The sequence below is a fragment of the Streptomyces sp. genome (assembly GCF_035645055.1).
Lineage (GTDB): Bacteria > Actinomycetota > Actinomycetes > Streptomycetales > Streptomycetaceae > Streptomyces.
The window spans coordinates 72,729-89,504 of the sequence record NZ_DASQNH010000092.1; the positions used below are offsets into that span (position 1 = coordinate 72,729).

Sequence of the window (16,776 nt, forward strand, 5' to 3'; positions counted from 1 at the left end):
CTCAGGCCACCCCCCGGGCGTGCTCGACGACGGGCGCGCCGCGGTCGGGCAGGACGACGCCGACCAGGTCGATGCGGACCCCGCCGGGCGGTGCTCCCCCGTGTTCCTGCAGCCAGCGTTCGGCGAGCCGGCGCAGCCGGGTAGCCTTGGCCGGGGTGATCGCGGCCATGGGGTGCTGGAACCGCCCGGCCCTGCGGGTCTTCACCTCGCAGACCACCAGGACGTCTCCGTCCCGTGCCACGATGTCGATCTCACCGGTCCGTCCGGAACGCCAATTGCGTTCCAGGACCGTCATCCCGGCGTCGGCCAGCCGCCGCGCGGCCAGCTCCTCGCCGTACGCGCCGAGTGCGCTGCGTGCCAGATGCGTGTTCATGTCGGCACCACCTCCGGCACCGACTGTCACGCATCCGCCACCATGGAGTGGATCTTGGTGGACAACTCAGCGGCTGCGGAAAAGCCCGTCACCCGCACAGGTGACGATCATCCGCCCGGCAGCTCCAGATCGCTCTTGTTCAGCTCCTCGATGTTCACGTCCTTGAACGTAAGTACGCGAACCTGCTTCACGAACCGGGCCGGCCGGTACATGTCCCACACCCAGGCGTCCGCCATGGACACCTCGAAGAACACCTCACCCTGGACCGAGTGCACCTGCATCTCGTAGTCGTTGGTCAGATAGAAGCGCCGCTCGGTCTCGATCACGTACTTGAACAGACCGACGACATCGCGGTACTCCCGATAGAGCTTGAGCTCCATCTCGGTCTCGTACTTCTCGAGGTCCTCGGCGCTCATGGCATGTTCCCCTTCAGCCGTGCGATCCCACCATTGTGCGCCAGTCGCGCGAACCCCTAGACGATTTCCGTGTCGAGGATCTCCGGACGGGCGGGGGGACCTTCGTCGAGCAGCCTGCTCAGCAGCCCGGCGAGTCTGGTCGGATACACCGTCTCATGTGCCCGGGTCAGTTCCTGACACGTCCACCATCGCGCTCCGACGACACTGCGCCGCTCCAGCTCGGTCAGCCCCGCGGCCCGCGTCGCCGTCTGGCTCGTACGGGCCAGGTAGTACCACTCGTCCTGGTTCCAGCGGCGGCCGGCGAACGGGAAGGAGCACATCCGCCGCCACAGGACCGGGCCGAGCTGGACATCCGTGATGCCCGTCTCCTCGGCGAGTTCCCGCAGCGCGGCCTCCTCACGGGTCTCGTCGCCCTCGACGCCGCCGCCCGGGGTGAACCACCAGTCGTCCGCCGGATCCTCCGGCTCGTGGCCGTGCAGCAGCAGGATGCGGTCGTCCGGGTCGAGCAGCACGACCCGGGCCACCTTGCGCACCTCGCCGGACAGCCCGCCGTGCGCGCCCGCGTCCGTCGCCTCAGCGGGCACCCGCGGTCTCCGTCCGGGCCCGGGCCGCGCGCTGGGCCACCGGCCCGTACGCGGCGCCGCCGAGCACCAGCACCGCGCCCACGACGATCAGCGCCACGACGGTCCGCAGCGGCCCCGGTTCGGACAGCGGGCCGCCCAGCGCCTCGAAGCCGGTCGGGCGCGGCAGCATGCCGTCCATGGGCCAGACCACGGCGTCGACCCGCGCGGAGACCGCGTCGCGCGCCACGGTGCCGCTCGCGGCGTCCGTCAGATGAGCGGTGGAGTCCAGCGAGCCGTGCCGCTCGTCACCGAGCAGGAACAGCCGCCCCTCGGGCACGGTCACCGTCGGGAAGTTCGCCGAGGCGGCCTGCCCGTCGGACAGGTACGACTCCTCGATCTGCTTGCCGTTGACCGTCAGCCGGCCGTCCTGGCAGCAGGCGACGGTGTCCCCGCCGACGGCGACCACGCGCTTGAGCATCGGCGCGTCGCCCCAGCCGGCGTCCTTGAAGACGACGACGTCACCGCGGCGTACGTCCGCGCCGTCGACCCGCTGGGCGAGCACCCGGTCGCCCGCGCCGATCGTCGGGGCCATCGAGGTGGTCGGCACGGTGTACGGCCGGTAGACCACCGCTCCCCAGCCGAAGGCGGCGAGGAACAGCACAAGGCCCAGCGCGACCGCCAGCCCGGACAGTCGCTGTCCGGTCCGGCCGCCCGCCGGGCCGTTGCCCGTGCCCCCGCTCCGCGGGGCCGTACGTGTCGTGCTCTCGCCACCCATGGGTCCGCACCCTACCCGGCGGTACCCGCACCGGTCAGCCCTCCCGCCGCCCCGGCGGCGCGGGCCGGGGCCGGTCTCAGCGGCCGTCGGTGACGCTGTACTTCTTCCGGCGCCACAGCGCCACCGGCACCACGCCCGCCAGGGCGAGCGCGGACGGCGCGGCCGTCAGGGCCGCGGCGGCCGACGCCTTGTCGTTCAGACCGGGCTGGTCGAAGGTGTCCGGAACCGGCAGGGTGCCCCAGCGGTTGATCGGCCATGCCTTCACGATGGCCCGCCCGACGACCTCGTCCACCGGGACCATGCCCCGGTACTTGTCCGACTGGTTGTAGCGCGAGTCGCGCGAGTTCTGCCGGTGGTCGCCCATGACCCAGAGATAGCCCTCGGGCACCTTCACCTTGAACTGGCCGCCCGTGTCGTCCACGCTGCACGGCGTGTTGCCGGGGTACACATACGGCTCGTTCAGCGCCTTGCCGTTGACCTTCAGCGGGCCGGTGCCCTTGCACTCGACCGTGTCGCCGCCGACCCCGATGACCCGCTTGATCAGGTCCTTCTCCTCCGAGGACGGCATCAGGCCGATCCAGCTGAGGAAGGTCTGCAGGGCGTTCGGCTCGGGCGTCACCTCGCCCGCCAGCCACTGGTCCGGGTCGTGGAAGACGACCACCTCGCCCCGCTCCGGCTCGGAGCCGAACCACGGGGTGAGCTTGTCGACGAGAACCCGGTCGCCCTTCTGCAGGAGGTTCTGCATCGAGTCGGAAGGGATCGAGAACGCCTGCACCAGAAACGTCTTGATCAGCAGCGCCAGCACCAGCGCGATGCCGATCAGGATCGGCAGCTCCTTCCAGAAGGAACGCTGCTTCCTGGGGGACGCGGGGGCGGGGCCACCCGGCTCCTGGTCCCCGGCCCGGTCCTGTTCGTCGCTCACCCTGCCGTCCTCGGCCGCCGCTGTGTCACTCCCGGAGGTCACGGCGCTGTCCGCGGCCGGGCCGGCCGCTTCCACGGGGTGTCCGCGGTGCTCCTCGCCGTCGTGTCCGGACCGTGCGCCAACCGCCACATCCCCCACGCCAACTCCTTACTCTGTGCCGCTGCCTGCCCCATGTGCGGCGCAGGCCCACCACTCCCATAACGAGCGGGAGTTCCGCAGGGCTCGGGAGCTGGGTCATCGCGTTCGGATCCGACGCGCCCGGTTCCAGGGGCTTCGGATCCCGCACGCTCGGACCGTCGGAGGCAACCCTATGCGACACCCGGGCGGCCGAGGCCGAACCGGACGCCGGGTCGGACACGGAGGCGAAGGTTAGCGGTTCGTCCAGCGTGGTCCAGTGGTTGAACGGCCAGGCGATCACGACGGCCCGCCCCACCACCTGGTCCTCGGAGACCGTGCCGCCGTAGTCGGTGTCCTGGTGGGCCCGGGAGTCCGCGGAGTTGTCCCGGTGGTCGCCCATCACCCACAGGCGGCCCTCGGGCACGGTGACGTCGAACTCCATGGTGGAGGGAGCGTTGCCGGGGTACAGGTAGTCCCCCTCGTTCAGGGGAACTCCGTTGACGGTGACCCGGCCCTGCGCGTCACAGCACTGGACGCGGTCACCACCGACCCCGACGACTCGCTTGATCAGGTCCTTCTCATTGTCGGAGGGCAGCAGGCCGATGAAGGTGAGCCCTTCCTTGACCTGCTTGACGACGACGGGGTCGTCCTTCTTCTGGGTGGGCTGCTCGTCCTCGAGCCAGCCGCCGGGGTCCTTGAAGACGACGACGTCGCCGCGCTCCGGCCGGGCGCCGAACCACGGGGTGAGCTTGTCGACGAGCACCCGGTCGCCGATCTGGATCGTCTGCTCCATGGAGCCCGACGGGATGACGAAGGCCTGGACCAGGAACGTCTTCAGGACCAGGGCTATGAGGACGGCGACCCCGATGAGGAGCGGTATCTCCTTGACGGCCGACCGGCGCCGACGGCGCTTGACCTTGCGCTGGAGCTTGCGCCGCTCCGCGCGGGTGCGGCCACCGGACGGGCGGGAGGCGCGCCGGCTGCCGGTGGGCAGCAGGTCGTCGACCGGGCTGCTCGGCGTGCCGCGCGGTTTTCCGCGATTACCCATGGGCACCGCCCGCCGCGACAGGACCTCCCGGCGCCGCCTGGGGTACGCGCGCGTAGACGTCCGGCCGGTCCAGGCGCGCCAGGTGGCCGACGGGCCAGACGATCCAGTCCGCGCGGCCGATCACGTCGTCCACGGGGATCATGCCGCCGCCGGGGGAGCCCAGGTGGTCGCGGGAGTCGCTGGAGGCGCTGCGGTGGTCGCCGAGGACGAACAGCGTGCCCTCGGGCACGACGATGTCGAAGGGCACCGTCGACGCGCGGTCGCCGGCGTGCAGGAACGCCGACTCGTCGACCGACCGGCCGTTCACCCGGAGCCTCCCCTCCTTGTCGCAGCAGACCACGTGGTCTCCCCCCACGCCCGCGACGCGCTTGATGTAGTCGGCGTCCCCGAAGGATCCGGTGCCGTCGAACACGACGACATCACCCCGCCGCGGCTCGGCTCCGAAACGGTACGCCAACTTGTTTACGAGAACGCGGTCGCCGATCCTCAATCCGGGCTCCATGGATCCGCTGGGGATCTGGAACGGCTGCAGCACCAGAGTGTTGAGCAGCAGCAGGAAGAGCAGGCAGACCAGCGCGGTCAGGGTGATCCGCCCGCCCGGCAGCCAGTCGGCGATCCGCGACACCAACGCGAAACGCGACCGGCCCTCCGGGCCCGGCTGAACGGGTCCGGAGGAGCGGTCGCGCTCCGTCGGCTGTGCTTCGGTGTCCATCGGGGCCAGATGCTATCCGGCCCCGCTGTGGACCCCACGGGGACGAACCCCGGGAAGCGCTCAGTTCTCGCGCTTCTCCTTGATCTTCGCCGCCTTGCCGCGCAGCTCACGCAGGTAGTACAGCTTGGCGCGACGGACGTCACCGCGGGTGACGAGCTCGATCTTCTCCACGATCGGGGTGTGCACCGGGAAGGTGCGCTCGACGCCGACGGAGAAGGAGACCTTGCGGACCGTGAAGGTCTCGCGCACGCCGGAACCCTGGCGGCGGATCACCACGCCCTTGAACTGCTGCACACGGGAGCGGTTGCCCTCGATGACGCGCACGTGGACGTTGACGGTGTCGCCCGGGCGGAAGGCCGGGATGTCGCTGCGCAGCGAGGCGGAGTCGACGGTGTCGAGCAGGTGAGCCATTTTGTCTGCTTTCTTCGCTGATGCCACAGGTCATCAACGGAACTAGAGGTTCTGGGATGAGGCGTGCGCGTCGGGGCGGACGTCGTGTCCCCCTGTGGCAGGGGCGCACGCCGGACGGCGCACAGCAGCGTCCTATTCTTCCACGCCGTCGGTCCTGCGCCAAAATCGGCCGTACGGCTCACCCTCCGGGTCGGGTGCCCAGCCCAGGATGGAGAGCATCTCGCGGTCCTTCTTGTCGAACGCCTCGGGGTCGCAGCGCTCGATCAGGTCGGGCCGGTTGAGGGTCGTACGCCGCAGCGCCTCGTCGCGCCGCCAGCGGGCGATCTTGCCGTGGTGCCCGCTGAGCAGCACCTCCGGGATCCCCCGGCCGCGCCACTCGGGCGGCTTGGTGTAGACGGGACCCTCCAGGAGGCTCGCCATGGCGCCGGGCGCGAAGGAGTCGTCACGGTGCGACTCGGCGTTGCCGAGGACGCCGGGCAGCAGCCTGGCGACTGCCTCCGTGACGACCAGGACCGCCGCCTCGCCGCCGGCCAGGACGTAGTCGCCGATGGAGACCTCGTAGACCGGTATCCGGGTCGCGTACTCGTCGACGACCCGCCGGTCGATGCCCTCGTAGCGGGCCGGGGTGAAGATCAGCCAGGGCCGCTCGGACAGTTCGACGGCCAGTTCCTGGGTGAAGGGGCGGCCGCTGGGCGTGGGCACGATGAGTGCCGGGCCGTGCGAGCCGGTCTCGTAGCCGTCGGCCAGGACAAAGTCCAGGGCGTCGCCCCACGGGTCCGTCTTCATGACCATGCCGGGGCCGCCGCCGTACGGGGTGTCGTCGACCGTGTTGTGCCGGTCGTACGTCCACTCCCGCAGGTCGTGCACCCGCACGTCCAGCTGCCCGCGCGCGCGTGCCTTGCCGACGAGGGAGACGTTCAGCGGTTCCAGGTACTCGGGGAAGATCGTGACGACGTCGAGCCGCATCACGCCTCGTCCCCGCCGGACTCGTCCCGGCTGGAGACGATCTCCGCGCGGTCGTCGATCAGCCCGGGCGGCGGGTCGATGACGGCCCGCTGCTCCTCCAGGTCGATCTCGGTGACGATCTCCTCGACGAACGGGATCATCACCTCGCTTCCGTCGGCACGTTCCACGATGAAGAGGTCCTGGGTGGGCAGGTGCGAGATCTCGGTGATCCGGCCGACCTCCACCCCGTCCGCGGTGACCACGTCGAGGTCGATCAGCTGGTGGTCGTAGTACTCGTCCTCGCCCTCGGGCAGTTCCTCGGGGTCGACGTCGGCGATCAGCAGGGTGTTGCGCAGGGCCTCGGCGGCGTTGCGGTCGGTGACGCCCTCGAAGCGCAGGAGGAGACGGCCGCTGTGGACGCGGCCGGTGGCGATGGTGAGGGGCCCCGCGGAGGCGGGGTCGGTGGCGAGTACGGCGCCGGGGGCGAGCCGCAGTTCGGGCTCGTCGGTGCGGACCTCCACGGTGACCTCGCCCTTGATGCCGTGGGCGCGGCCGACCCGTGCGACTACCAGCTGCACTGTGCTTGCTCTCCTGTCGAACGACTGCGAGCCGGGGGCGGCTCATACGACTGCGGGCCGGGGACGGCCCAGTGGCCCTCCCCGGCCCGAGCCGGTGCTGTGTTGCGTCAGCGGACGTCGTCCACGTCGACGAGGTCGACGCGGACACCGCGGCCGCCGATGGCGCCCACGACGGTCCGCAGGGCGCGTGCGGTGCGACCGTTGCGGCCGATCACCTTGCCGAGGTCGTCGGGGTGGACCCGGACCTCCAGCACCCGCCCGCGGCGCAGGTTGCGCGAGGCGACCTGCACATCGTCAGGGTTGTCGACGATGCCCTTCACGAGGTGCTCGAGAGCCTCCTCGAGCATGCTCAGGCCTCGGTCGACTCGGAGGACTCGGCCGCGGCCTCGTCCTTCTTCTCAGCCTTCTTCTTCTGGGTGATGGCCTCACCCTTGCCCTCGTCGTCGCCACCCAGGGCCTCGAACGACGGGCGCGCCTTCTTCGGTTCGGCGACGAGCAGCGGAGCCGGGGCGGGCTCGCCCTTGAACTTCTGCCAGTCGCCGGTCTTCTTCAGGATGGCGAGCACGGGCTCGGTCGGCTGAGCGCCGACACCGAGCCAGTACGCCACACGCTCGGCGTCGACCTCGATGACCGACGGGTTGTACGTCGGGTGGTACTTGCCGATCTCCTCGATCGCACGCCCGTCACGACGGGTGCGGGAGTCGGCGACGACGATGCGGTAGTGAGGCGAACGGATCTTGCCCAGACGCTTCAGCTTGATCTTGACTGCCACGGGAGTGGGTTCTCCTGGATTTGACGTGGTTGGGCACGGCGAGATGCCGCGTGGGGTTGCGGTACCCGAGTGCCCGATGGACGCGTCAGCCGGAGGAGAGAGGGGTCCTGTGCGGCTGTCGAGTACAGCTAGCCATTCTGCCACACCCCGCGGGCCGCTTCCGACCGAGGGGCGCGCGGGCACGGCTGAGCGGCACCCGGCGCAGAGGTGAGACGGCGTCGGGTGCCGGCATCCACGAGATGCCGGCAGCCTCAGCCCGCCGCGCCCGCGCCGACCACCTCGGGGATCCGGAACGGCTTGCCGCAGCCGCCGCAGACGATCGGGGCCTGTGCCAGGACCGACGGGACGACCCGGACGTTGCGTCCGCAGTCACACACCGCCTTGACCCGCACGCCGCCGCCGGACGAGCCGTGGCGGGCGGCCGGGCCGCGGAAGGTGCGGGCGGTGTCGGCGGAGGTGGCCGCCGTGTGCGCCTTCAGGGCCCGTTGAAGGCGCTCGATCGTCGGGCGATAGCGCCGCTTGGCCTCGGGGCTGAGCGTGACCAGCGAGAAGCCGCTGCTCGGGTGCGGCTCCTCGGGGTGGTCCAGGCCCAGCTCCTCGGCGATCGCGAGGAATCTGCGGTTGTGATAGCGGCCGGCGCGGGAGGTGTCACGGATTCCGCGCGCGGCGGCGATGCCATGGACTGCCTCGTGCAGCAGTCGTTCGAAGGAGAGTTCGTGACCGCAGGCGGACGACGACTCTCCGATCAGGGACTCCGGCGCGGCGAGATCCGGCAGTTCGGGGTGGTGCCGCTGAATGTCGGCCCACGCCTGCGCCAGCTCCGCGGCGAGAACAGGTGGTGTCTGTGTCGTGCTCACGTAATGACAACGAGCCGGGGTGCCGCTGTGTTCCTATTCCGGGGCATCCCAAATAATTTGCACGTACCCGTCAGTTGCCGCTGATGCGTCCTGACGAGGGCGGGTGCGCTGATCTGCGGAGAAGCCGCACAGCTCATCACAAGGTGGTACGTAGCCTGACGTACGCCCCGGCGCGTACGCCCCGGTGCGCGCGCCGGAGTATGTGTCCCCGGGCGAGACGCAAGGGGCGTTTTCGGCCGAGTCGGCCCTCCTGGGTCAGCGTGCCCGGCGTCCGTGACGTTACCGGGTGCCCTTGCGGCGTTCCGCACCCCCCACCCCCTCGGCCGACATCGTCCGGACACCCGTCCGAACGTCGTAGGGACGCAGGTTGCCGGCAGATGAAATCTCGCCCCAGCGCGCGCGGGCGGCCAAGCCGCGGCCCCGTACCACTGGACGCCGCCGCGAGCCCGGAGTTTCCTGGCATACGGGGGGCGAGCGCACGTCACGGGGGCTTCAGAAGAACGGGGACAGAGGCAACTCTCGGCGGAATGGGGCGCTTACATATGACACCTACGCTCGTGCGTCAGCACCCGCACGCGGGGGGCACACTCCGCGTGGACCCGAGTGCACGCGCGCGTGACTGGTCCGAGATCCAGGAGCGGATGCTCGTACCGCTCTACGAGGCCGTCCACGAACGACTGGACGTGGGCCCCGGCACCCGGCTGCTCGGGCTGGGCTGCGGGAGCGGCCTCGCCCTGCTGATGGCCGCCTCCAGAGGCGCCACGATCACCGGTGTCGAGCCCTCCTCACCCGAACGGCTCAGCCTCGCGCGGGAACGGCTCCACGCGGAGGCCCCGGGGGCGCACACCGGCGGCGATGCCGTCGCGGCCGTCGTCGGGGACTCGCTCGGCGAACTCGACGCCCGCCGGGACGGGTACGACCTCGTCACCGCCTTCGAACCCATCGGATGCCGCGCGGGCGACTCCGACGGGCTCGCCGCGCTGCTCACGGCGGCGACCCCGCACGCCACGCGCGGAGCCGCGGTGGTGCTGGCCGGCTGGGGGCCGCCCGAGCGCTGCGCCACCACCGCCGTGCTGCGGGTGGCCGACAAGCTCGCGGACCCGTCGCGCGGCGCGGGCCGCTGGCGCCCCGCCCTGCGCGACGACCTGGAGGAGGTCGCCGAACGCGCCGGGCTGCGCCCCGACGGCTCCGGACGGGTCGCCTGCCCGTTCGGCTACGCCGACGCGGACAGCGCGGTGCGCGGGCTGCTCTCCACCGGGCTGTTCGACGCGGCGATCAACGCCACCGACCAGGCCCAGGTCGACACCGAACTGCGGGAGGCCCTGCACCCGTACCGCCGCCAGGACCACACGGTGTGGATGCCGAACGTCTTCCGCTACCTGATCGCCCGGGTCCCCTAGCCGGCCCGGCATGATCGGCGGGACACCCTCCTGGGGCAGCCCCGGTCCTCCGGCTCAGGCCCCGGTGCCGTCCTTGGTCAGCCGGGTGATGCCGGCGATCCGGTAGGCGTCCGCCTCCTCCAGCGTCTCCCGCTCCAGCAGGGCCGCCGCCAGCGCGTCCAGCTGCCCGCGGTGGTCGCGCAGCTTGCGGCACGCCTCCTCGTAGCAGTCGTCCACGATGCGGCGCATCTCGCCGTCGATCACGTCCAGGGTCTGGGGCGCGGCGGCGAGGCCGTACGCCTGCTGGGCGTCGCCGGGGAGCGCGGAGAGCCGGCCGACCCGCTCGCTCATGCCCCAGCGGGCCACCATGCCGCGCGCGATGTTCGTGACCTGCTCCAGGTCGCTCTCCGCGCCGGTGGTGATCACCCCGAAGACCACCTGCTCGGCGGCCATCCCGCCGAGCGCGCCGATGATCCGGCCGCGCAGGTACTCCTCGGTGTACGCGTACTTGTCCGCGTCCGGCGTCGAGAGCGTCACGCCGAGCGCCCGCCCGCGCGGGACGATGGTGATCTTCCGGACCGGATCGGCGCCGGGCTGGAGCATGCCCAGCAGGGCGTGCCCGCTCTCGTGGTACGCGGTCCGCCGACGCTCCTCCAGCGGCATGACCAGGGACCGCTCGGCGCCCAGCTGGACCTTCTCCAGCGCCTCCGAGAGATCCGACTGCGTCACCCGCTCCTGCTGCCGCTTCACCGCGAGGAGCGCCGCCTCGTTGGCCAGGTTGGCCAGCTCGGCCCCGGTCATGCCCGGTGTCGTCCGGGCCACCTGGGCCAGGTCCACGTCCTCGGCCAGCGGGATCTCCCGGGTGTGGATCCGCAGGATCGCCTCCCGGCCGCCCCGGTCCGGCGGCGAGACGCTGACGACCCGGTCGAAACGGCCGGGCCGGGTCAGCGCCGGATCGAGGATGTCCGCGCGGTTGGTCGCCGCGATCACGATCACGCCCTCCGAGCCGGAGAAGCCGTCCATCTCGGTGAGGATCTGGTTCAGTGTCTGCTCGCGCTCGTCGTGACCCCCCATCGCCGCACCGCCGCCCCGCGCGCGGCCGATGGTGTCGATCTCGTCGATGAAGATGATCGACGGTGCGACCTTCCGCGCCTCGGCGAACAGCTCCCGCACCCGCGAGGCGCCCACGCCCACGATCATCTCGATGAACTCGGAGGCCGACGCCGAGAAGAACGGCACGCCCGCCTCGCCCGCCACCGCCCGCGCCAGCAGCGTCTTGCCCGTGCCGGGCGGACCGGCGAGCAGCACACCGCGCGGCATCTTGGCCCCCATCCGCCGATAGGCGTCCGGGTTCTTCAGGAAGTCGACGACGTCGTTCAGCTCGCCCTCGACCTCGTCGATCCCGGCCACGTCCGCGAACGTCGTCCGTTTCTCCCCCGGCTCCAGCTCCACCGGCCTGGGCGGCTCCTTGCGCCCGAACATCGCCCCGGCGCCGCCCATCCCCGCCCGCATCCGCCGCGCGATGAAGATCCACAGCACGACCAGGAGCAGCATCGGCGCCAGCGAGATCAGAAGATTGGCGAGAAAGCTGCGCTGCTGGACCACCGGCTCGGCGGTGACGGTCACGTTCTGGCGGGTCAGGTCCTCCCACAGCCGGTCGTCCGCGAAGGCCGGGCGCTGGGTTTTGAACTTGGTGTATGTGCCGTCGCCGCCGGGCCGGTCCCGGGCCTGCTTCAGCTGGCCCTGGATGGCGTCCCCCTTGGAGTAGATCTTGCTGACGTTGCCGTCGTCGACCTGCTTGCTGAACTCGGTGTAGGAGATCGTCGGCTCGTCGCCGTCGCCGAAGAAGGACAGCACCAGGTTGGCGATCAGGAACACGATCAGCGCGGCGACGGCCAGGTTCCACCAGCCGCCGCGCATCCTCCGCCCACCGGACGGCGGCTTGGGCGGCTCCTCGGGGGTGCCCTCGGTGCGCCAGGGCTGGTCGGGAGACTTGCGCGGCGGCGCAGGGTTGGTCATATCGGGACGTTACGACAGGAAAGCCGCGCGAGCATGTGTGCGTCCGGCGTATGTGTGCGTCGGCGCGTGTGTGCCGACGGCGCTGGGGGCGTACGTCGCTGGGTGCGGACGACGACGGGGGCGCCCCTTCGGCGAGGGGCGCCCCCAGCGGACGTACGGCCGACGTCGGTCAGCCCATGAACTTCTTGAACTCGTCCGGCAGCTCGAAGTCCTGCCCGGCCTGCTGGCCCGGCAGCCCGAACGCGCCACCGTTCTGTGCGGCGGCCGCGCGCCGGGCCGCCTCCTCCTGCTCCTGCTGCTTGCGCTTCATCGGGTTGCCGGAGCGCTGCTTGCCCTTGACCTTCTTCGGCTGCTTCTTGCTGCGGCCGGGACCGCCGCCCATGCCCGGGATCCCCGGCATGCCCGGCATACCGCCGCCCTGAGCCATGCGGGACATCATCTTGCGGGCCTCGAAGAACCGCTCGACCAGGTTCTTCACGGCGCTGACCTCGACACCGGAACCCTTGGCGATACGGGCGCGGCGCGAGCCGTTGATGATCGTGGGGTCCTGGCGCTCGGCCGGGGTCATCGACTTGATGATCGCGGCGGTGCGGTCGACGTCCCGCTCGTCCAGGTTGTTGATCTGGTCCTTGATCTGCCCCATGCCCGGCAGCATCCCGAGCAGCTTGGAGATGGAGCCCATCTTCCGGACCTGCTCCATCTGGGACAGGAAGTCGTCGAGCGTGAACTCCTGGCCCTTCTTGGACGCCAGCTTGGAGGCCATCTTGGCGGCCTCTTCCTGGCTGAAGGTCTTCTCCGCCTGCTCGATCAGGGTGAGCAGGTCACCCATGTCGAGGATGCGGGAGGCCATCCGGTCCGGGTGGAACGCGTCGAACTCGTCGAGCTTCTCGCCGTTCGACGCGAACATGATCGGCTTGCCGGTGATCTGGCGGATGGACAGCGCGGCACCACCGCGCGCGTCGCCGTCCAGCTTGGAGAGCACCACGCCGTCGAAGCCGACACCGTCACGGAAGGACTCGGCGGTGTTGACGGCGTCCTGACCGATCATCGCGTCGACGACGAACAGGATCTCGTCGGGCGAGACGGCGTCCCGGATGTCGGCCGCCTGCTGCATCATCTCCTGGTCGATGCCCAGACGGCCGGCGGTGTCGACGATGACGATGTCGTGGACCTTGGACTTCGCGAAGTCGATGGAGTCCTTGGCGACCTTCACCGGGTCGCCGACCCCGTTGCCCGGCTCCGGCGCGTAGACCGCGACCCCGGCGCGCTCGGCGACGACGCTGAGCTGGTTGACGGCGTTGGGGCGCTGGAGGTCACAGGCGACGAGCAGCGGCGAGTGGCCCTGCTCCTTGAGCCACCGGCCGAGCTTGCCCGCGAGGGTGGTCTTACCGGCACCCTGCAGACCGGCCAGCATGATCACGGTCGGCGGCTGCTTGGCGAAGCGCAGCCGGCGGGTCTCGCCACCGAGGATGGTGACCAGCTCGTCATTGACGATCTTGAGGACCTGCTGGGCCGGGTTCAGCGCCTTGGAGACCTCGGCGCCGAGCGCGCGCTCCTTGACGTTCTTGATGAACGTGCGGACGACCGGCAGGGCCACGTCCGCTTCGAGCAGCGCGATACGGATCTCGCGCGCGGTGGCGTCGATGTCCGCCTCGCTCAGACGCCCCTTGCCGCGCAGATTCTTGAAGGTCGCTGAAAGGCGGTCGGAGAGAGTATCGAACACGGCGGCGTCGGTCCTCGGAGTCGGGGGCAGTCTGAGCGTCTTCCAGGGTATCCGGCTTCGCAGGACATTCGTCCCCGGCCGCTCGAACCGGGGAGAATGCCCGCGCCGTCACCCCCGCAGCGTCTCCTCCAGTTTCCGCGCCACCGCCGTCGCCTCCTCCCCCGGCAGGGGTGTTCCCTCGGCCCCCGTGACATAGAAAGCGTCCACCGCGTTCGCGCCCAGCGTCGAGACGTGGGCACTGCGCACCCGCACTCCCGCGTCCTCCAGCGCCCGCCCGATGCGGAACAGCAGACCGGGCGCGTCCTGGGCGCGGACCTCGATCACCGTGGCGTGGCGGGAGGCGGCGGAGGCGACGGTGACGCGCGGTGGGGGCGCGACCACGCCGCGGCGGCGCGGGTAGGCCGCGTCCCGCTCCGCCAGCCGTCCGGCGATGTCCAGGGTGCCGTCCAGGGCCCGGACGAGGTCGGCGCGCAGCCGCGCGGCCTGGGGCAGGGAGCCGTACTCGGCCGCCACCCGCCACTCCAGCAGCAGGACCGAGCCGCCGACGCCGTCCGGCAGGGGCATCGCGCGCAGCTCTGCCGTGCGGACGGTCAGCCGGTGCATGGCGAGGACGCCGGCGACCGCGGGCAGGACGCCCGGCTGGTCGGGGACGGCGATGAGCAGTTCGACGCCCAGCGGCTCGGGCGCGCCCGCGGTGGCCGGTTCCTCGTCCGGCGGAGGGCCGGCCGGCGGTTCGGGCTGCGCGCGCAGCGCGAGCACGGGGCCGCCGGTGCGGTACGCCTCGACGGCGAGACGTTCCTGCTCGGCGGTGGGCGCGGCGGTCTCGGGCTCCTCGGGATCGTCCCCGGCGAGTACGGCCGAGACCCGCTTGACGAGGTCGGTGACGAGCGAGCCGCGCCACGACGACCAGGCGGCGGGCCCGGTCGCCAGCGCGTCGGCCTCGGTGAGCGCGTGCAGCAGTCCGAGGGTGCTCTGGGTGCCGACGGCCTCGGCGACGGACCGTACGGTGGCGGGGTCGTCGAGGTCGCGGCGGGTGGCGGTCTCCACGAGGAGCAGGTGGTGGCGCACGAGGGTGCCGAGCACGGCCGCGTCCTCGCGGTCGAAGCCGATCCGGCCCGCCACGTCGCGGGCGATGATCTCGCCGGCCACCGAGTGGTCGCCGGGCCAGCCCTTGCCGATGTCGTGCAGCAGCGCGGCGACCAGCAGCAGATCGGGGCGGCTGACGCGGCGGGTGAACTCGGAGGCGCGGACGGCGGTCTCGATGAGGTGCCGGTCGACGGTCCAGATGTGCACGGCGTTGCGCTGCGGCCGGCAGCGCACCCGCTCCCAGTCGGGCAGCAGCCGGGTGATCAGCCCCTCCGCCTCCAGGGCCTCCCAGACCTGCACGGTCGGGCGGCCGGATCCGAGCAAAGTCACCAGTTGTTCGCGCGCCTCGGCGGGCCAGGGGGTGGGCAGGGGGCGCACGGTGGCGGCGAGGCGCCGTACGGCGTGCAAGGAGAGCGGGAGTCCGGCCTGCGCGGCGGCGGCCGCGGCGCGCAGGGGGAGCACGGGGTCGCGTTCGGGGCGCGCCGTACGGGCGAGCACCACCTCGCCGTCCTGTTCCACCACGCCTTCGGCCAGCGGCGACCGCTCGGCTGTCGGCTTGCCGCCGCCCAGCATGGCGCGCAGCCGTGGTCGTACGGCGCGCGAACGCAGCACGCGCCCCACTTCACGCCAGGTGACGTCACTGGCGTACGCGATCACCCGCGCCGCCTCGTAGACCTGCCGCAGCAGCGTGTCGGCGTCCAGGAGCCCCAGCTCGGCGGCGACCTGGTCCTGTTCCTGGAGGGAGAGGCGATCGGTGGCGCGGCCGGTGGTCAGATGCAGGGCGTCACGGACGTCGAGGAGGCTGCGGCGGGCGTCGTCGAGGCCCTCGCGGGGGGCGTCGGCCAGCCAGGAGGCGGCGACGGCGCGCAGCGCCGTGGCGTCCCGGAGGCCGCCGCGGGCCTCCTTGAGGTCGGGCTCCAGCAGGTACTGCAGCTCGCCCTGGCGCTCGGCGCGTTCGGCGCACAGTTCCTGGAGTTCGGGGAGGCGTCTGGGCGCCTGGTTGCGCCAGTCGGCGAGGACGGCCGTGCGCAGCCCGGCGGTCAGGCCGAGGTCACCGGCGAGGTGCCGGGCGTCCAGGAGGCCGAGCTGGACCTTCAGGTCCTCCGCGGCGGTCCTGCGGGCCTCGGCCGGGGTGCGCACGGAGTGGTCGAGCGCGAGGCCGAGGTCCCAGACGGGGTACCAGAGGCGGTCGGCGAGAGCGGCGATCGCGTCGGTGTCGCCGCCGTCGTGGAGCAGCAGCAGGTCGAGGTCGCTGCGGGGGGACAGCTCTCCGCGGCCGTAACCGCCGACGGCGACGAGCGAGACGCCCTTCAGCCCGCCGCCCGCCTCGGCTCCGGCCTCGAACAGGGCCGCCAGCCAGTCGTCGGTCAGCTCGGCGAGGGCGGTACGGCGCGGCGGCCCGGACCGCGCCCCCTCCGTGAGGAGGCGCAGCCGGGCCGCCGCGTAGCCGCTGGGTCCCGAGTCCTCTGCTTCCGTGTGTCGGTCCGTACTCGTCACCCAGCGACTCCTGTTCTCTTCTGTCGGCGCCTCGTCAGAGCGCGTCCGGGCCGCGCTCGCCGGTGCGGACCCGGACGGCCGTGTCGACCGGCAGGGACCAGACCTTGCCGTCACCGATCTTGCCGGTGCGGGCCGCCTTGACGATGACTTCGATCAGCTGTTCGGCGTCGTCGTCCTCGGCCAGCACCTCGATACGGATCTTGGGGACCAGATCGACGGTGTACTCGGCGCCGCGGTAGACCTCGGTGTGTCCGCGCTGGCGGCCGTAGCCGCTGGCCTCGGTGACCGTCAGGCCGTGCACGCCGAAGGCCTGGAGGGCTTCCTTGATCTCGTCGAGCCGGTGGGGCTTCACGACGGCGGTGATGAGCTTCATGCGTCCACCTTCTTGGACTCGGCCTGGGCGGCGACCGGGGCGGCGGGGACGGAGGCGGAGCGGGAGGTACCGCCGCCGGCGCCGCTGAAGTCGTATGCGGTCTCGGCGTGCTCGGCCTGGTCGATGCCGGCCACCTCGTCGTCCTCGGGGACCCGCATGCCGATGGTCTTGTCGAGGACGAAGGCGAGGATCGCGGAGACGACCAGGGAG

Annotated in this window: 18 protein-coding genes and 1 pseudogene; 1 reads left to right on the forward strand and 18 read right to left on the reverse strand. The window is 71.6% G+C overall.

What is annotated here, in order from left to right; all coding sequences use genetic code 11:
- Position 1 precedes the first annotated feature (1 nt).
- The 13 genes from VE614_RS29455 to VE614_RS29515 all read right to left on the reverse strand — a co-directional run bounded on the left by VE614_RS29455 (position 2) and on the right by VE614_RS29515 (position 8,489).
- Positions 2-403 (reverse strand): YraN family protein, encoded by a 402-nt coding sequence (locus VE614_RS29455; RefSeq protein ID WP_324943878.1) that lies wholly within the window; start codon positions 401-403, stop codon positions 2-4.
- 77 nt (positions 404-480) lie between these two features.
- On the reverse strand, positions 481-789 hold the full coding sequence (locus VE614_RS29460) for a DUF2469 domain-containing protein (protein WP_003965949.1): 309 nt from the start codon (positions 787-789) through the stop codon (positions 481-483).
- 56 nt (positions 790-845) lie between these two features.
- Positions 846-1,373 carry an NUDIX hydrolase gene (locus VE614_RS29465; protein ID WP_324943881.1) on the reverse strand — a complete coding sequence of 176 codons (528 nt, stop codon included), beginning with the start codon at positions 1,371-1,373 and terminating at the stop codon, positions 846-848.
- Positions 1,363-2,127 (reverse strand): signal peptidase I, encoded by a 765-nt coding sequence (lepB, locus tag VE614_RS29470; protein ID WP_324943884.1) that lies wholly within the window; start codon positions 2,125-2,127, stop codon positions 1,363-1,365. The genes VE614_RS29465 and lepB (VE614_RS29470) overlap by 11 nt, the downstream gene beginning before the upstream one ends.
- A gap of 76 nt (positions 2,128-2,203) precedes the next feature.
- Positions 2,204-3,187 (reverse strand): signal peptidase I, encoded by a 984-nt coding sequence (gene lepB / locus VE614_RS29475; protein ID WP_324943887.1) that lies wholly within the window; start codon positions 3,185-3,187, stop codon positions 2,204-2,206.
- Positions 3,075-4,214, reverse strand: a complete 1,140-nt coding sequence (lepB, locus tag VE614_RS29480; protein WP_324943890.1) for a signal peptidase I — start codon at positions 4,212-4,214, stop codon at positions 3,075-3,077. The genes lepB (VE614_RS29475) and lepB (VE614_RS29480) overlap by 113 nt, the downstream gene beginning before the upstream one ends.
- A complete protein-coding gene (gene lepB, locus VE614_RS29485; RefSeq protein ID WP_324943892.1) occupies positions 4,207-4,926 on the reverse strand; it encodes a signal peptidase I in 720 nt (239 codons plus the stop codon). Before lepB (VE614_RS29485) ends, lepB (VE614_RS29480) begins: the two co-directional genes overlap by 8 nt.
- Before the next feature lie 60 nt (positions 4,927-4,986).
- On the reverse strand, positions 4,987-5,337 hold the full coding sequence (gene rplS, locus VE614_RS29490) for a 50S ribosomal protein L19 (RefSeq protein WP_324943895.1): 351 nt from the start codon (positions 5,335-5,337) through the stop codon (positions 4,987-4,989).
- 132 nt (positions 5,338-5,469) lie between these two features.
- Positions 5,470-6,303 (reverse strand): tRNA (guanosine(37)-N1)-methyltransferase TrmD, encoded by an 834-nt coding sequence (gene trmD, locus VE614_RS29495; RefSeq protein ID WP_324943898.1) that lies wholly within the window; start codon positions 6,301-6,303, stop codon positions 5,470-5,472.
- Positions 6,303-6,860: a ribosome maturation factor RimM gene (rimM, locus tag VE614_RS29500; protein WP_324943901.1), complete on the reverse strand. Its 558-nt coding sequence runs from the start codon at positions 6,858-6,860 to the stop codon at positions 6,303-6,305. Before rimM ends, trmD begins: the two co-directional genes overlap by 1 nt.
- Positions 6,861-6,967: 107 nt before the next feature.
- The gene (locus tag VE614_RS29505; RefSeq protein ID WP_030612780.1) at positions 6,968-7,207 is read right to left on the reverse strand and encodes an RNA-binding protein; all 240 of its coding nucleotides are present in this window, start codon (positions 7,205-7,207) and stop codon (positions 6,968-6,970) included.
- Positions 7,208-7,209: 2 nt separating this feature from the next.
- Positions 7,210-7,632 carry a 30S ribosomal protein S16 gene (gene rpsP / locus VE614_RS29510; protein ID WP_324943906.1) on the reverse strand — a complete coding sequence of 141 codons (423 nt, stop codon included), beginning with the start codon at positions 7,630-7,632 and terminating at the stop codon, positions 7,210-7,212.
- A gap of 251 nt (positions 7,633-7,883) precedes the next feature.
- Positions 7,884-8,489, reverse strand: a complete 606-nt coding sequence (locus VE614_RS29515) for a hypothetical protein (protein ID WP_324943909.1) — start codon at positions 8,487-8,489, stop codon at positions 7,884-7,886.
- A gap of 542 nt (positions 8,490-9,031) precedes the next feature.
- Here VE614_RS29515 and VE614_RS29520 point away from each other — a divergent pair.
- A complete protein-coding gene (locus VE614_RS29520) occupies positions 9,032-9,889 on the forward strand; it encodes an SAM-dependent methyltransferase (protein ID WP_324943912.1) in 858 nt (285 codons plus the stop codon).
- A 54-nt stretch (positions 9,890-9,943) separates the two neighbouring features.
- Here the strand turns inward: VE614_RS29520 and ftsH are convergent, their stop codons facing one another.
- The 5 genes and pseudogenes from ftsH to VE614_RS29545 form a co-directional block, all read right to left on the reverse strand.
- Positions 9,944-11,887 carry an ATP-dependent zinc metalloprotease FtsH gene (gene ftsH, locus VE614_RS29525; RefSeq protein ID WP_324943915.1) on the reverse strand — a complete coding sequence of 648 codons (1,944 nt, stop codon included), beginning with the start codon at positions 11,885-11,887 and terminating at the stop codon, positions 9,944-9,946.
- A 169-nt stretch (positions 11,888-12,056) separates the two neighbouring features.
- A complete protein-coding gene (gene ffh / locus VE614_RS29530) occupies positions 12,057-13,610 on the reverse strand; it encodes a signal recognition particle protein (protein WP_324943918.1) in 1,554 nt (517 codons plus the stop codon).
- Positions 13,611-13,718: 108 nt separating this feature from the next.
- On the reverse strand, positions 13,719-16,193 hold the full coding sequence (locus tag VE614_RS29535; RefSeq protein WP_324943921.1) for a [protein-PII] uridylyltransferase: 2,475 nt from the start codon (positions 16,191-16,193) through the stop codon (positions 13,719-13,721).
- Between the two features lie 34 nt (positions 16,194-16,227).
- On the reverse strand, positions 16,228-16,566 hold the full coding sequence (locus VE614_RS29540) for a P-II family nitrogen regulator (RefSeq protein WP_043504401.1): 339 nt from the start codon (positions 16,564-16,566) through the stop codon (positions 16,228-16,230).
- Positions 16,563-16,776 (reverse strand): annotated as a pseudogene (locus VE614_RS29545) (ammonia channel protein); the annotation flags it as partial. The gene VE614_RS29540 and the pseudogene VE614_RS29545, both read right to left, overlap by 4 nt.

Coding starts and splice junctions, on each gene's coding strand:
- VE614_RS29460 (WP_003965949.1), bottom strand. CDS start 789: ATGAGCGCCGAGGACCTCGAGAAGTACGAGACCGAGATGGAGCTCAAG.
- lepB (WP_324943884.1), bottom strand. CDS start 2,127: ATGGGTGGCGAGAGCACGACACGTACGGCCCCGCGGAGCGGGGGCACG.
- lepB (WP_324943890.1), bottom strand. CDS start 4,214: ATGGGTAATCGCGGAAAACCGCGCGGCACGCCGAGCAGCCCGGTCGAC.
- lepB (WP_324943892.1), bottom strand. CDS start 4,926: ATGGACACCGAAGCACAGCCGACGGAGCGCGACCGCTCCTCCGGACCC.
- rplS (WP_324943895.1), bottom strand. CDS start 5,337: ATGGCTCACCTGCTCGACACCGTCGACTCCGCCTCGCTGCGCAGCGAC.
- trmD (WP_324943898.1), bottom strand. CDS start 6,303: ATGCGGCTCGACGTCGTCACGATCTTCCCCGAGTACCTGGAACCGCTG.
- VE614_RS29505 (WP_030612780.1), bottom strand. CDS start 7,207: ATGCTCGAGGAGGCTCTCGAGCACCTCGTGAAGGGCATCGTCGACAAC.
- VE614_RS29520 (WP_324943912.1), top strand. CDS start 9,032: ATGACACCTACGCTCGTGCGTCAGCACCCGCACGCGGGGGGCACACTC.
- ftsH (WP_324943915.1), bottom strand. CDS start 11,887: ATGACCAACCCTGCGCCGCCGCGCAAGTCTCCCGACCAGCCCTGGCGC.
- VE614_RS29540 (WP_043504401.1), bottom strand. CDS start 16,566: ATGAAGCTCATCACCGCCGTCGTGAAGCCCCACCGGCTCGACGAGATC.